Annotated in this window: 13 protein-coding genes and 1 pseudogene; 4 read left to right on the top strand and 10 right to left on the bottom strand. The window is 34.8% G+C overall.

The genetic code is table 11. The annotated features are described in order from the left end of the window. Nucleotides 1-67 precede the first annotated feature (67 nt). Nucleotides 68-685 (top strand): hypothetical protein, encoded by a 618-nt coding sequence (locus ACFCYN_RS04515; RefSeq protein WP_375947793.1) that lies wholly within the window; start codon nucleotides 68-70, stop codon nucleotides 683-685. A gap of 269 nt (nucleotides 686-954) precedes the next feature. Here ACFCYN_RS04515 and ACFCYN_RS04510 read toward each other — a convergent pair whose 3' ends face one another. The 5 genes from ACFCYN_RS04510 to ACFCYN_RS04490 all read right to left on the bottom strand — a co-directional run bounded on the left by ACFCYN_RS04510 (nucleotide 955) and on the right by ACFCYN_RS04490 (nucleotide 6,146). Next, entirely contained in the window at nucleotides 955-1,467 is a 513-nt protein-coding gene (locus ACFCYN_RS04510) for a hypothetical protein (RefSeq protein WP_375947839.1), read from the bottom strand. A 1,160-nt stretch (nucleotides 1,468-2,627) separates the two neighbouring features. Continuing rightward, entirely contained in the window at nucleotides 2,628-4,265 is a 1,638-nt protein-coding gene (locus ACFCYN_RS04505; protein WP_375947791.1) for a recombinase family protein, read from the bottom strand. Further along, nucleotides 4,262-5,704 (bottom strand): recombinase family protein, encoded by a 1,443-nt coding sequence (locus tag ACFCYN_RS04500; protein ID WP_375947789.1) that lies wholly within the window; start codon nucleotides 5,702-5,704, stop codon nucleotides 4,262-4,264. Before ACFCYN_RS04500 ends, ACFCYN_RS04505 begins: the two co-directional genes overlap by 4 nt. Further along, complete coding sequence (locus ACFCYN_RS04495; protein WP_375947787.1) at nucleotides 5,679-5,855, bottom strand: hypothetical protein; 177 nt, start codon at nucleotides 5,853-5,855, stop codon at nucleotides 5,679-5,681. The genes ACFCYN_RS04500 and ACFCYN_RS04495 overlap by 26 nt, the downstream gene beginning before the upstream one ends. Before the next feature lie 96 nt (nucleotides 5,856-5,951). Then, entirely contained in the window at nucleotides 5,952-6,146 is a 195-nt protein-coding gene (locus ACFCYN_RS04490) for a hypothetical protein (protein WP_375947785.1), read from the bottom strand. 116 nt (nucleotides 6,147-6,262) lie between these two features. Between ACFCYN_RS04490 and ACFCYN_RS04485 the strand changes: the two genes are divergently transcribed. Continuing rightward, on the top strand, nucleotides 6,263-7,726 hold the full coding sequence (locus tag ACFCYN_RS04485; RefSeq protein ID WP_375947783.1) for a recombinase family protein: 1,464 nt from the start codon (nucleotides 6,263-6,265) through the stop codon (nucleotides 7,724-7,726). 83 nt (nucleotides 7,727-7,809) lie between these two features. On the opposite strand, the gene ACFCYN_RS04480 is transcribed toward ACFCYN_RS04485, so the two are convergent. The 3 genes and pseudogenes from ACFCYN_RS04480 to ACFCYN_RS04470 form a co-directional block, all read right to left on the bottom strand. Further along, nucleotides 7,810-8,148, bottom strand: a complete 339-nt coding sequence (locus tag ACFCYN_RS04480; RefSeq protein WP_375947781.1) for a hypothetical protein — start codon at nucleotides 8,146-8,148, stop codon at nucleotides 7,810-7,812. A 23-nt stretch (nucleotides 8,149-8,171) separates the two neighbouring features. Next, on the bottom strand, nucleotides 8,172-8,834 hold the full coding sequence (locus tag ACFCYN_RS04475) for a toll/interleukin-1 receptor domain-containing protein (RefSeq protein ID WP_375947779.1): 663 nt from the start codon (nucleotides 8,832-8,834) through the stop codon (nucleotides 8,172-8,174). A 178-nt stretch (nucleotides 8,835-9,012) separates the two neighbouring features. Further along, nucleotides 9,013-9,810 (bottom strand): annotated as a pseudogene (locus ACFCYN_RS04470) (SpoVR family protein); the annotation flags it as partial. 706 nt (nucleotides 9,811-10,516) lie between these two features. On the opposite strand from ACFCYN_RS04470, the gene ACFCYN_RS04465 reads away from it, so the two are divergent. Further along, complete coding sequence (locus ACFCYN_RS04465; protein WP_098120156.1) at nucleotides 10,517-10,777, top strand: YhdB family protein; 261 nt, start codon at nucleotides 10,517-10,519, stop codon at nucleotides 10,775-10,777. A gap of 37 nt (nucleotides 10,778-10,814) precedes the next feature. Here the strand turns inward: ACFCYN_RS04465 and ACFCYN_RS04460 are convergent, their stop codons facing one another. Continuing rightward, nucleotides 10,815-12,539: a phospho-sugar mutase gene (locus tag ACFCYN_RS04460; RefSeq protein WP_375947777.1), complete on the bottom strand. Its 1,725-nt coding sequence runs from the start codon at nucleotides 12,537-12,539 to the stop codon at nucleotides 10,815-10,817. A 173-nt stretch (nucleotides 12,540-12,712) separates the two neighbouring features. Between ACFCYN_RS04460 and ACFCYN_RS04455 the strand changes: the two genes are divergently transcribed. Beyond that, nucleotides 12,713-12,925, top strand: a complete 213-nt coding sequence (locus tag ACFCYN_RS04455; protein ID WP_098120158.1) for a DUF1540 domain-containing protein — start codon at nucleotides 12,713-12,715, stop codon at nucleotides 12,923-12,925. Nucleotides 12,926-12,972: 47 nt separating this feature from the next. On the opposite strand, the gene ACFCYN_RS04450 is transcribed toward ACFCYN_RS04455, so the two are convergent. Then, nucleotides 12,973-13,839 (bottom strand): SDR family oxidoreductase, encoded by an 867-nt coding sequence (locus tag ACFCYN_RS04450; protein ID WP_172445898.1) that lies wholly within the window; start codon nucleotides 13,837-13,839, stop codon nucleotides 12,973-12,975. Nucleotides 13,840-13,967: the final 128 nt, after the last annotated feature.

The raw sequence follows: 13,967 nt of genomic DNA, 5'->3' as shown, positions 1-13,967 counted from the left end.
GATGAAATATAGCTTGAATAGCATAGGACAATTTTCATAGCTCATACAAATAAATGAGGTGGTGACTATGAAGAATGTTCAGATTCTTTATGTAAATAAGAAGAAGATCGTTCCCGTTTTTCACGAGCACTTTGAAGAGGCGACAAAAGGGAGATTAAGAAAATTAAAATCATACTTCGATGCGTACGATCTCCTAGTTCCTGTCGAAAAAGATCCCCAAGCAGATTTATACTATGCAACAGGGGCAATACACAAATTAAATTATTTATACAATGATAAGGAGAATGTTCTTTGTTTGGTTGAGGATTTTACTAGTATGGATAAGCAGCTATTAAAATATTTTCGTAGACTTTCCATGCTCTATCGTACGTCTCCGCAAACCAAAAAAAAATTAAACACAACATTAAGTAATCATCGGACAATTAATAAACAAAAATTAATTAATCAAAGTCTAATAACAAGGAAAATGTTAAAGGATTTTCAATATAGTGAGTCGGTACCCCTATCTATTCAAAATGAGAATGAACTAACAAATCATCCACTGAGTCAGAATACTCTTAATATGATTTACGATTTAACCATTTCAATTGATGAAAAAAATCATTTATTTAAATTAGCTAAAGAACGAAGGATTAAACAATCTGAAATTTTAGCAATTAAACGAATGCTTCTTGAAATTCCATAATATCACCAATTATCCCTGGACAGTAAATTCAAGGCAATCACATTTATTACATATTCATCTGCAAAGGTTTTATCTTTTTGGAAGAGTTATATTCGTGATATACTTAACGATGAATTAAATGAAGATGACACTTGAATAATGATTAAATAAAGGGATTGGTATAAATACCAATCCCTTTAAGTATTAGATTAATTCGCAGGTCCGTAAAAACGATTTTTAACTGATTTTTTAAAACAACATTGAAACAGAATCTCTCCATAGAAAATCCTTCACTTATCTTCTTCAATCATTGTTCGTAACGATTGTTCACTCAATCCATTTTGACAGAAATCAAAAGATTTATGTAATAAACGTTTAGAGCGATCAACAATCTGACCAAGATGATATCCTGTATGTTCAACCAAATGATATAGGCTGTGCATATCAATTTCGTTTGGCAAATTGTCTATTAACTGCTTCATTACTTCGTTCAATTCAGTAAAAGATTCATTAATCTGTTGAAACAATTCTTGAGATGATATGTCAGATTCTGGAAAAATATCTTCAATCCCTTTCACAAACCCTTTATTATTCGGATCAGAGAATCGAATCGTATTTCTCTTTACGTGTTCACATATATGAAGAACAATGCCGCCCACTGAATTAACACACGACCCTTCTTTACTCCATAACTGATGTGAATCAAGTTCTTGAACGGCTTGAATTAATTTAGGTAAATAGTGATGAACCATTCGATGTTGTGATATTTTGACAAATAAGGTTAAAGGATCTTTATTTTCCATGTTACCTACTATTTCATTTGAAAAATCTTCTAGTGTCATTTGTCCAACAGGTGTATTACTTTTCGCTGTTTTTTTTCCATGAACTACTTGAGTTTGTTTTGTTGCTGTAATTTGTTTCTCAGGTACTAGTAAATGGTCGATTTCTGTTAATTCTCTATCTTGACCGGATAAACTAGCTAAATTTTCTACGCAGTCAACTAATTTATTTAACTGCTCTTCAATTGTATTGAATCGTAATTCTTCTTTTTCAATATTCATTTCATCTTTTTCTTCTTCACGTTTCTCTTTTTTAAATTTTTCTTCAAATTCATCAACATAAGCATCATACACTTCCATGATTCTCACAATACCCTCATTTTGAGAATCGATGAAATCAAATAGATCTTGTTCTTTGATGATATAGCCATACGGCATTTTAGTAGCGAATAGGCGGTTTTCTCGAATGAACCTAGTCAATACTTGCTGGCTTTCCGTCACATAGTGTTTTTTCATGAAATAAAGTGCTTCGTGTACATTGTAGTAGCGTTCACTTTCCATGTACAACCCCCCTAGCAAAATCTGCTTGTACAGTATATGTGGACAACTCCAATTTCATGAGTCATTACTTTAGTAAAATGACTATTGTAACTTCACTTATGTAAGATTTTTTTGTAAGCTTACTATTGTCATGTTACTCTCGTAAACTTACAATAGTAACATAACAATAGTAAGAACTACTACCGAGAAAAATGTTGTCAAAAAGTTTACGACCGAGAAATGTTTTGTAGGTTTTTGAGACCTATTATACAAATAGTTTCAAATATCGACAAACCCCTTGTAGCTTGTACATTCCAGCTATATCAAGGGTTTATAAACTCGGTGGAGAAGAAGAAAGGGATCCCTTTCTTCTCCTTCACCGAGTTTTTGTACGAGCCTTATTTTACGACCGAGAAATATGGGAATTTCCTGATTCCCATATTTCGATATTGCTATTAATTTACTAATCTCTTTATTCACCAACGAAGAGTCGAAGTGGTGTCGAATGTCTCTCAAAAACGATTTTTAAATTTGATTAAATCTGTCCATACCTTATTTGTAACTGGAATTCACCCCAAGGTGGAAAATCACTTCATTTTTATCGCAAAAAAAGAGGCGATTCTCGATTTTTGAGAATTGCCTCTTTATTTTAAGCCCTTTACATCAATTTCTTCTTCCTCTTCCTTTCTCAACGTTAGGCTCACTCGGTTACTCGCAGTCAACCGACACGAAACAACCGCTATTAGAAGTAGTTTGCGAATTTCATAATGTGACAGTTTTGTCCAATGCGGTTTCTCTGTGAACGCTCTCATCTGTTTCTCAAGTTTGTCGTGATCGTCTACTAACTTTTTAATAATCTCTTCATCTTTTTGAAGTCTCTTTGTCATCCTTCTTCCCTGTTCGATTCGCTCCTCACTTAATCGTTTTGAAATTAAATATGCAAGTGCCTGCGGGTTTGATGAGTCATGAAGAAGAATATCTTTTGTTTCAACCTTGGATTGCAAACGATTTAAAGAGATAAGAAACGCTTCTTCTTCATGTATCACCTGGCTCAAAGTTTCGATACTCTTCCGTTTTTCGTAAAGTTCTTGCTGCAAGTTTGCTTTAACGATTTCACCTACATAGGTAGGTGTTAAACAGTGATGAAATACTTTTCCGATAACCATGTAATGTAATTCATCCGCCATGATTTTTTCACGACACGTCTGATTTTGACAAATGTAATACCGATATCCATAGACCCCACTTTTCCCTTTTTGATTCGTTCGCTGATCTTTTCCAAGCATCTTCTCCCCACAGTGACAACGAAGCATATGATTAAGATAAAACGAACTATTTGTGTGCCGATCGTGTTTCTCGCGGCTCGTATATAAGTGCCAACAATAGAGCCATTCTTCCATCGGTAAAATCGGGTCAGCAATTAATTTGCAAGGATACCAGACCCACTCTTCTATCGGCTTAAACACTGCACCTTTTTCCTCACTATAACGGTTGTACACAAGATTCCCAGTATAAATTGGGTTGAGTAAAATGTTTTTGATTTTGTTACTCGTCCAAACTTTCTTTTCTTCTTTACTGTCTGTCTCCGACTTGCCCTCCTTACGTTCCAGTTCATTTGCAATGTTGGTTAAGGTGTGATGTTTTCGGTACAGTTGAAAAATCTGTTTCACCTGTTCAATTTGTTCTGCAATTGGGGTAAATCCGACCACTCGATAATCTCTTTTCCCTTTCCGTATTTCCTCAATTTTCTCTGTCCGATATCCAAACGGCGGTCGTCCACCAAGATACGCTTGTTTGTCACGGAGCGTACGAAGAGCTGATTTTGTTCGATTCGAAATCGTATCTGATTCAAATTTTGTTAAACTATCTTCAATTAAATTCCGAATTAAATCATCTTGCTGATACAGCTCATTTCGTGAGGCAATGACAATTGGTATCCCTAATTTTTCAAGTTTATCTCGCAGTTTGAAATGTTCAGATGTTTGACGCGAAATGCGGTCGCGGTCTGATACGACGACCGCATCAAACAACCCGTCTTCTAAATCCTGTAATAATCGGGGGAAATTTTCCCTTTCTTCATACCCTTTTGAATATGCGCTTATCTCATCTTCATATTCTGAATCTGCCCCCAGTACCTGACCATGTTGAGCTAAATAATCAGTCACGATATTTTTTTGCTGCGAATCAACCCGTTGTTCACTTGTGGAGACGCGACCGTAAAAGGCAACTTTAACCGCGGACGCTAGAATTTCTTCTGGTGTACGTTTTTCTGTTTTTTTCACAGTAAGCAACCCTTTCGTTCATTGCAAATAAATGAAACCTCTTTAATTCCCTTTGCATAATCCACCCGTTTCACTAACTGTAAAAGAGAGTTGATTTCCATTGGTTTTAACCCCTCTTTCTTTACTCGATCCAGTTCTTTCTCTTTCGTTAGCAATTGTACAAAAGACTTGATCGAAAAACAGCGCGATTCAACAAAGTCCAATTCGATTATATTCTCACGATAGTTTTCAACGAATGATACATTTAAATCAATCACACCACTCGTTTTCACATGCTGTTTAACGTTTTCCATAATTTTTTGTTCAAGGCATTCGATTTGATGTTTTAATGAATGTGCCTTTTTTTCAAATGGTTCCACTAACAATTTTTGAAGTTGATCCCGCACAGTCTCCCATTCTTTCATTCCCTTTTCCAGTAACCTATTTCGAACAGTAAAGAGTACATCTTGATCAACTCGTTCAATATGTGGTGAATTTTTACACCCCTTTGTTTTACACTTGTACATTTTTGGCGTAGCCACGAAAGGTTCTCCACACGATGCACAATGAGCAATCCCTACTAACTTTGGCACAATCACTTCATCTTCTTCACTTTTTTTCTCTACACCACTTGGTGGTTTCATCAAAGATAATGCATCATTTACTTCTTCCCAACTGTCCACAGTTACAATTAAAAGATCAGGCGCTGCTCGATTGTATTCCTCCCCATCAATTGTTTGACTCATCACCCCTTTATGTAGTGGTTGGGTTAAGATTTTCCAAACTTGTTTTTCATCTAACTGTTTTAGCAGTTTCTTTTTTTGAACTGTTTCATAAAAAGCCTTAAAGTCAACAACCTTTTTCGTACAGAGCTCGATTTTAGCCAAAGCGTATAACGCTTTCACGATTCTCTCTTTTGATGAATCGATTTTAAGAACACCTGGTTGGTCTTCATTTTTCTTGATATAGGCATATGGGTACGATCCTGCTGCCCATCTTCCTTCACCAGCTGCAGTTTTTTTTGAATTAATGAGCCTCCTAACAATGTTATTTCCTTCATACTCCGCAATTCCAGCCAAAAGTGATTCAATTAAATCTGATGCAACGCCACCAAAAAGAGGCGGTTCATTGTCTGCCGCAAAATGCAATTCTACTTTGCATAAACGAATTTGATTTAAAATATCAAGATACTGTTCAACATTTCGTGCCAATCGGTCTCGTTTAAAAATCAGAATGCGTCCGATTGTTCCTTTCTTACAATCGTTTAGCAGTCGTGTTAATTGAAGACGTTCCTTCATATCTGTTTTACGTGCCGAACATTTTCCTTCATTGTATACTTCATCGACGATCCAATCTCGCTGCTTGGCATACTCCAAACAATGCGATCGTTGCATCTCAAGGGAATTTTTTTGTTTATCTGTATCAAGTGATTGTCTAATGTACATCACCGTTTTTTTCATCTTGTAACTCCCCCTCCTCAAGCCTTCTCTTCAGCTGATGACATAGTATCGATGCAAGCGTTTTTGCCCATTCCGTTTCAAATCCGCTCACAAATTGGATTTGTAGTGAATCCAATTGAATCATTTCATTTTCTTTTGATTTTCTTCCCACACTAAAACCCTCCAATTTTATTTTTTGTATCAGTATGGGTAGTTGTATATTTTTTATTCATTTTGGCAAACATTTATTTAGAATTATGAATGTTTCTTATTGTTCAATTTTCAAATCACATTGTGGATAAGTTGTTGATAAGTAGGATTCAATAACCAAACTTTCGAGTTTGGAACGCCATTTTGTTAGTCGCTCAACGAGTACCTGTTGTTGCACTAACGGTAACTCTTCAATTGTAGAAAATGAAACATCATTAAAGATAAAGGTTGTTTTCTCCTGCTTCTTTTCCATTCCACTCCCCCCTTAATACAAGGTATGAGGAAATGTAAGTAGGACAACCCACTTTTTCATATTGGTTTTGTATCTGTCATATAGTAGACAAGACGTAAAAATAGGAGGAGATTACGATGAACAAAGCAGGAAAAATTGATGACACACGTTCGATTGCCATTTACTGTCGTGTGTCCACAGACGAACAAGCCCGTGAAGGCTTATCGCTAGATGACCAACAAAGTCGATTATCTTCCTATTGCATAGCGATGGACTGGAAACAAGACATTACCTACTATATTGATGATGGTTATTCAGCCAAAAATATTGAACGTCCACAATTAATCAGACTACTTGAAGATGTCAAACAACAAAAAATTTCGCGTGTCATCGTGACGAAACTCGATCGGATGAGTCGTAAACTTCTGAATTTACTCGAACTCATCGAACTGTTCCAACAGTACGGTGTTTCGTTTATTTCAATTAGTGAAAGTTTTGATACACATACCCCTTCTGGACGATTAACGCTTCAAGTACTCGGAGCTGTTGCTGAGTTTGAACGAGAACGAATTCGAGAACGCGTGATCGATACGATGTTTCATGCTGCGAATCAAGGGAAATGGCTCTCTTCAGCACCTTATGGATATCAACTAGTCGATAAACTGTTAATTGTAAAGGTACAAGAAGCATCGGTTGTCAAGCGAATTTTTGAATTGTACAAAGAAGGAAATGGGTACATTAATATCGCGAAAATATTAAATAATGAAGGGATTCTGTCGCCTGGTGGGAAAGACTGGTGGAATCGCAGTGTGAAACTGATTTTGAGTAACCCTGTATATAAAGGTACAACAATCTGGAATCGACGGGATCGAACCAATAAAAAAGAACCACAAAAAGATATGGAAGAGTGGATCATCCAAGAAAACACGCATGAAGCGATTATCGAACCTGCTCTTTGGGAAGCCGTGCAAGTGAAAATGAGTGGACGAAAAACACCGAACCGCTCAAAAAACAGCCCCTATTTATTAAGTGGCTTATTAAAATGCCCGGTATGTGGATCTGGTATGAGTGTGACTTCGTCTGGTTCCAAGAACAGTCCTTATAAGGCATACCGTTGTTCTGCGTATAGCAATAAAGGAAGTTGCACGGGCAAACAATATAAGGTTGAAGTGATAGATGAATTATTTAAAAAAGGGTTAGAGGAGTTGCTTGAGAAAATTCCTTCGTTGGAATTTGTAGTATCTCAGAAAACGGCTAGTTCACCCTATAGCTCAACATCAAAACAACAAAAAATACATGTCGCACAAAAACGATATGAACGAAAAGTGGAAGCTTATACAGCTGGGTTGATCGGTTTAGAGGATTTAAAAGCAGAGAAAAGTCGCCTAGATATTTTAGAAGAATCGTTGAAATTATTTGAAGAAGACATAGTAGATTTAAATGAATTAAAAAAAGAATTAAAAAATGTTATAAAGTCAGTGATTGTAGCATTAGAAAACTTGCCAACTGCAAAAGTAAGAGAATTATTAGGAGAATTGATTGAAAAAGTAACACCAAGTGAAAACGAGAAAATGAACATAGTACTTAAAGATCCAATATAAAAAAGCTATTCATTAAGAAGTTTTCTTTATGAATAGCTTTTTTTAGTCAACTATGCTTTATCAATGCAATAATAGCAATCATTTCACATTAAAATGCGAGAAATGTTATTGTTCCACACTTCTCTAACAATTTCTTCTGGAGTAGATACATCTCTATTCCCGAACATATTCATTGTCATATTTAAATACAACTTATTATTCTTATCGATTTCGTGCATTAAGATTTCGTTCATTGAATTATCAGATATACTCAAATACCTTCCATATGAAAAATTAATTGTACTTCGTCCGATCGAATCTCCATACCAAATCTTCATACCGTGGACATGTTCAGCATCAATATACAATTGAAAAATGCTTTTATACTTATCAACTACATCTTGATCAAAATCAAAATTTGGATTTGATGCTTGTACTTTCATAAACAATGCATTAAACAATTGTATTAATTGACTAAAATTTTCCTTCTAAATTTTTTAATCTCACGTTCTGTAATCCGTTTCAAACTTGGGATAGTTATATCAGAAAAATCCCACTCAGTTGGTTTACTTGTCTGTTCATCTACTAGAACAATTCTACTAGGTTTTTTTGGTTCTAATGTTGGGACTTCTCCAACAGGTTCCACGTAATATAATGGCTTTTGATGTAATCGAAAAATCAACTCAGTTAATTTTTCGTCATATTCCCTGTTATTCGAAAAATCAATTGCGTGTCTTCCTTTAAAATGGAACGGAAAAACTTTCGAATAATCACCACTGTGGCGCAAAATTAGTACTAATTTTTCTGGATTTTTTATTAAGTAGGGTAGTGTTAAAAGCGATTCAAAACCAACACCTCCAATAAACTGGTCAGCTTTTCGCGCATATGATTCTGTTAACACTATGACAACAAAATCACTATCTCTTACTTTCTCAACCATCATTTGATTTAGGTTTACGGATTTATTTTGTGTTTCAAAAACATCTACCTCAACAGATAACCCTTTTTTCCTTAGTTCGTTCGCAAGGTATAAAACCCACTCTTGATGTTCTTTTGAATCCCAGCTATAACTAACAAATACGCGTTTATGTTCATTCCAATTATTTTCCTCCTTAGCAGAATTCCCCATGTTTTCGAAAGGTACTGTTTATGATTATTTTAACAGAAGCGAAACGAACTGAATAATGAAAACAGTACAAAAAAACAGAAATATCTTTTCCTGTTTTACGCTCATTCCTCATATTAAAGTAATGTAAGTGATATAGTGATATTACAAAGGAAATTAAAGATCGTTAGGAAACGCACCCCCAGCCTTCATTCATAATTTTCGTCTCAAGCTGTGGCCAGAAATACAGCATTTCCTCCCGTAACATTGTCAAAATGTCACGTTGCCATTCTTCTAGTTCTCTTGAGTATTCTTCAATAAATAAGAGGATATCTTTTTCTGGTTGAGGTGGGAATTGTTTACGTTTAATAGGGATAAGATTTGAGTCATTTTTCTTTTCTTTACTGTGATCCATATTCCAAAGATCATCATATGGTGTAACTCTTTTCTTCTCTTTAAGTGGAAAATCATTTTCTAAATCATATGCCAGTTTTGGTCTCATTAATGATGGATCAATATGTTCTTGAATAGAGAGAACTGCATCTAGGAAATTTTCTACTTCTTGTTTTCCGTAAATATGTTCATAGTGCTTAATTCGTTCAGCAGTAGCTGCCATACTTTCAACCATATCTCGCTTTGTATTTGAGAAACGTATGTTATTTTTAAAGAAGTCACAATGGGCTAAAACGTGTGCAACGATTAATTTATTTTGAACGAGAGAGTTTGTATCTAATAAAAACGCGTAACATGGGTCAGAGTTAATAACCAATTCGTAAATTTTACTTAATCCCAAATCGTAATGAAGCTTCATCTTATAAAACTGTTTTCCGAAGCTCCAGTGGGAGAATCTTGTAGGCATACCATATGCGCCGAAAGTATAAATGATATCTGCAGGACAGATTTCATAGCGCATTGGGTAAAAATCTAGCCCAAATCCTCTCGCAATTTCTGTTATTTCATCGATTGCATATTCCAAAGCCCTATAATCACTTGCCTTCATCACACTCTCCTCCTGTCTCTTCTTATATTATTCTATGAACAGTAAATTGAATTAATGTAAAAATAGTCATATCTCTACTATATTCATAAGCTTTATTCGAAATTGAAAAATGCAAAAAAACGTATGAAAAAATTTCATACGGTAGTTCATTTTATTTTTTCAATGCGATGGATATAACTTGTTTTTGAATTTTTTTATTTTTTGTACAATTTCCATTTTAAGGGTCATAATTTCCCTAGTGTTTAGCTTTGAATTTATTTAATGTTAGTATCTCTAGTTTTAATAAAAATATTCTTATGATCAGGAAAGAAAGGTTGCTGAAAATAGCGCAGTCATATTCCGGGATCGAGATTAAAATCTGGAATCGTAATTAATTTCGGGTGTCGCAAATAAACTTCAGACAAACCTTAAAAATGACTGGAAATCACTAAAAATCAGCTCATTTCCACCTTATTTTGATTCGGCCGAACCAAAATTAAGCCATTTCTTTAATAAATTAATCAAAATCGACCAGAAATGATCTAATTTACTTAAATATTCTACCTTCCCAAACCCCCGGCACCATCTGCACCATCTGCTTTTCCAACCACTAAAATATCCATCCTTATTTTACCTAACCACTACACTAGCACTTTGTCAAATTCTCTCAAGGCTAATTATTTTTTTTCGCCATAAACTATGTGTACCCTCTAAAAGGAGGTTCACAATGCAAGCACAATCCGATTATGATTTAGCATTGTATTACACTTATTGTTGTCAATGGGATAAGCTTCTCGTGTTAATGGTAAATACGAAAGACGAGCTTTTTTCAAAGCGTATAGAACATTTTCTTCATGCCTTTAAATACGAGAGGGACTTAGCGATTATTGATGAAAAATTAAAAGGAATGTTCCAGCATATTGAGCATGCTACTAGGGATGAAAGTGCCCAGGAACAATCTTTCATATCATCATTAGAACATCTTTAAATAGACAAAAAGAGCGACAAAATAGTCGCTCTTTTTTTTAGACTAATACTTCAATTTTTTCCATAAATGCTTGTTGTAAACTATCCAATTTTTGGATGCTATTTTCACGAGATTGTCCAACGATTCCAAAATAGAATTTAATTTTTGGTTCAGTTCCTGATGGACGTAGGCATACCCATGAGCCGTCTTCAAGGTGATACTTTAGTACATTTGATTTTGGTAGAAGAATTTGTTCTTTCTCTCCAGTTTCTAATGTTGTTTTCTCTTGAAGTTTGTAGTCTTCAACAGTAACTACTTTTAAGCCATTAATATCAGTAGGTGGGTTTTGACGGTAATTAGTTAAAATCGATTGGATTTTTTCTGTTCCTTCAATCCCTTTTAATGTTAATGATTTTAACCCTTCTAAGTAGTAACCATATTGCTCGTACAAGCTATTTAGACCTTCATATAAAGTCATACCTTTTGTTTTATAATAAGTTGCAATTTCTGCAGCAAGTACTGTTGCTTGGATTGCATCTTTATCGCGAACAAATGGCTTAATTAAATAACCATAACTTTCTTCATATCCAAATAAGAATGAATATTCGTTTGTTTGTTCATATTCTTTAATTTTCTCACCGATAAATTTAAATCCAGTAAGTGTATCAATTGTTTTAACACCAAATTTAGATGCGATTACTTGACCGAATTCTGAAGTTACGATTGTTTTTAGCAATAACGCATTCGAAGGAACATCTTGTTGGCTTAATATATAATGAAGCATTAATGCTCCTGTTTGATTTCCTGTTAAAACTACATACTCACCGTTTTCATTTTTTGTAGCAATTCCTAAACGGTCTGCGTCTGGATCAGTTGCAATTAATACGTCTGCATCAATTTCTTTACCGTAACGAATTGCATATTCAAATGCAGCGTGTTCTTCAGGGTTTGGTGATTTTACTGTTGTAAAATTCGGATCTGCTATTGCTTGTTCTTTCACAATTGTTACATTTTCAAAGCCAACAGCTTTTAATGACATTGTTGCAGGTATTAAAGCTGTGCCGTGTAATGGAGTGAAAACAATTTTTAAATCCTTACCATGTTCTTGAACTAAATCATTGTTTACAACAACTGTTTTTAATTGCTCTACATATAATTTGTCCATCTCTTCATCTAATCTATGTATTAAGCCTTTTTCATCTAATTCGTATTCAGAAGATACTTCAATTTCTAACTCATTTTCAAATGAATTAACGTAATCAATTACTTGGTCAGCAGCAGCTGGAGGTAATTGGCCACCGTCATCTCCGTAAACTTTAAATCCATTATATTCAGGTGGATTATGACTAGCTGTTATAACAATTCCACCGAAACAGTTTAAGTTGCGCACAGCAAATGATAATTCTGGTGTTGGACGTAATTCATTGAATACATATGCTTTAATACCATGTGTTGCTAATGTTTTTGCTGCTTCCATTGCAAATTCAGGACTTTTATGACGTGAATCGAAAGCAATTGCGACGCCACGGTTTTTAGCTTCTTCACCAAAGCTTTCAATATATTTTGCAAAACCCGCAGATGCTTTGCGAATTGTATAGATGTTCATACGATTCGTACCTGGTCCGATTTCTCCGCGCATACCACCAGTTCCGAATTCTAAATTTTGATAGAAACTTTCCTTAAGTATAAGCTGATTATTCTCAAGTTTAATTAATTGCTCTTTTAGTTCTTGATCTAATGTCGGTGATTGAATCCATTTTTCGTAAGTTGTTTCCCAATTCATATTTGTTCTCCTCCTATACTTAATCAGAGTTTGATTCGATAAAAGTCTTCGTAACTCCTTCTATCTTGATAAAAGTTTACAATATTCTCATTAAAAATTCTACAATGGTCCTACTTTAAATCTGAATGAGATTGCAAAGTATGTAGAAAATAAAAACAAAGGAGGGCGAGTTCATGCCAGAAATAAGATGTAGTGTTGCTAATTGTAATTTTTGGGGACAAGGAAACTTTTGCCAAGCAGATTCAATTCTTGTTCAAACTGAAGCTTATGAATACTCAAATGACGTTGATTTAACAATTCAAAATGCAGTATTAGACGGTCAAATTACTACTTCTGCCGTTCATAGTGGTGAAACTTGCTGTCACACATTTCGACCTAAATATTAATGAAGTGGTGCCATGTACATAAAACGTATATGGCACCTTTTTATTTATTATCCGTTCACAATGACTCCACCATTTACGTGAATCATTTGTCCTGTAATAAAGGAAGCTTCATTACTAGCTAAGTATAGATAAGCAGGTGCGAGCTCTACTGGTTGTCCTGCTCGTTTCATCGGTGTTGTGCTACCAAACTTCGCTACTTCTTGTTCATCAAAGCTTGCTGGTATTAATGGTGTCCATATTGGCCCAGGAGCTACACCATTCACACGAATTCCTTTTTGGGCAAGATTCGTAGAAAGTGAGCGAGTAAACGTTACGATTGCTCCTTTAGTCGCTGAATAATCTATTAATTGATCATGTCCCTTATATGCAGTTATTGATGCTGTATTAATGATGGAATCACCTTGCTTCATATGCGGAAGGCATGCTTTTGATAAAAAGAACATTGAAAAAATATTTGTTTCAAATGTTCGTCTTAATTGTTCTTCGGTAATATCTTCCAAATTCTTTTGTGGATACTGAACAGCAGCATTGTTCACTAAAATGTTAATCTTTCCGAATAATTGAATGGCATTTTGAACGACTTGTTTACAAACTTCTTCAGTTCGAAGATCACATCTCATGATTTCACATTTGCCGCCAAAGTCATTAATGAATTTTTTTGTATCTTCAGCGTCGACATCTTCGTCAAAATATGGAATAAAGACAGACGCTCCTTCTTTTGCAAATAAGATGGAAACTGCTCTACCGATTCCGCTATCCCCACCAGTAATAACGGCCACTTTATCCTTTAATTTACCACTTGGTACGTAATTTGGATCATCCGATAAAGGAATTGGTGTCATTTCCTTTTCAATACCTGGTTGCTTATTTTGATGCTGCGGGATAAATTTAGTCGGAAACTGTTTTTGAGTCATTTACTACATCCTCCTTATAAATAATTCAGATTTAGCTTACCCAAATCATACTTTTAGGAATACTAAACATAAGTCAATTGTTAAAAGATGTTAAATTCTAAAAAAGTATTGCACTTTTAGCATAAAAC

The organism is Gottfriedia sp. NPDC056225 (assembly GCF_042267765.1).
GTDB lineage: Bacteria > Bacillota > Bacilli > Bacillales > Bacillaceae_G > Gottfriedia.
The sequence above is the reverse complement of the archived record's forward strand: the minus strand, read 5'-3'. Positions and strand labels throughout refer to the sequence as shown.

Excerpts from the sequence above, each read along its gene's own strand:
- ACFCYN_RS04515 (WP_375947793.1), top strand. The coding sequence starts at position 68 with ATGAAGAATGTTCAGATTCTTTATGTAAATAAGAAGAAGATCGTTCCC.
- ACFCYN_RS04510 (WP_375947839.1), bottom strand. The coding sequence starts at position 1,467 with ATGGAAAATAAAGATCCTTTAACCTTATTTGTCAAAATATCACAACAT.
- ACFCYN_RS04500 (WP_375947789.1), bottom strand. The coding sequence starts at position 5,704 with ATGAAAAAAACGGTGATGTACATTAGACAATCACTTGATACAGATAAA.
- ACFCYN_RS04490 (WP_375947785.1), bottom strand. The coding sequence starts at position 6,146 with ATGGAAAAGAAGCAGGAGAAAACAACCTTTATCTTTAATGATGTTTCA.
- ACFCYN_RS04485 (WP_375947783.1), top strand. The coding sequence starts at position 6,263 with ATGAACAAAGCAGGAAAAATTGATGACACACGTTCGATTGCCATTTAC.
- ACFCYN_RS04480 (WP_375947781.1), bottom strand. The coding sequence starts at position 8,148 with ATGAAAGTACAAGCATCAAATCCAAATTTTGATTTTGATCAAGATGTA.
- ACFCYN_RS04475 (WP_375947779.1), bottom strand. The coding sequence starts at position 8,834 with ATGGGGAATTCTGCTAAGGAGGAAAATAATTGGAATGAACATAAACGC.
- ACFCYN_RS04465 (WP_098120156.1), top strand. The coding sequence starts at position 10,517 with ATGCAAGCACAATCCGATTATGATTTAGCATTGTATTACACTTATTGT.
- ACFCYN_RS04460 (WP_375947777.1), bottom strand. The coding sequence starts at position 12,539 with ATGAATTGGGAAACAACTTACGAAAAATGGATTCAATCACCGACATTA.
- ACFCYN_RS04455 (WP_098120158.1), top strand. The coding sequence starts at position 12,713 with ATGCCAGAAATAAGATGTAGTGTTGCTAATTGTAATTTTTGGGGACAA.
- ACFCYN_RS04450 (WP_172445898.1), bottom strand. The coding sequence starts at position 13,839 with ATGACTCAAAAACAGTTTCCGACTAAATTTATCCCGCAGCATCAAAAT.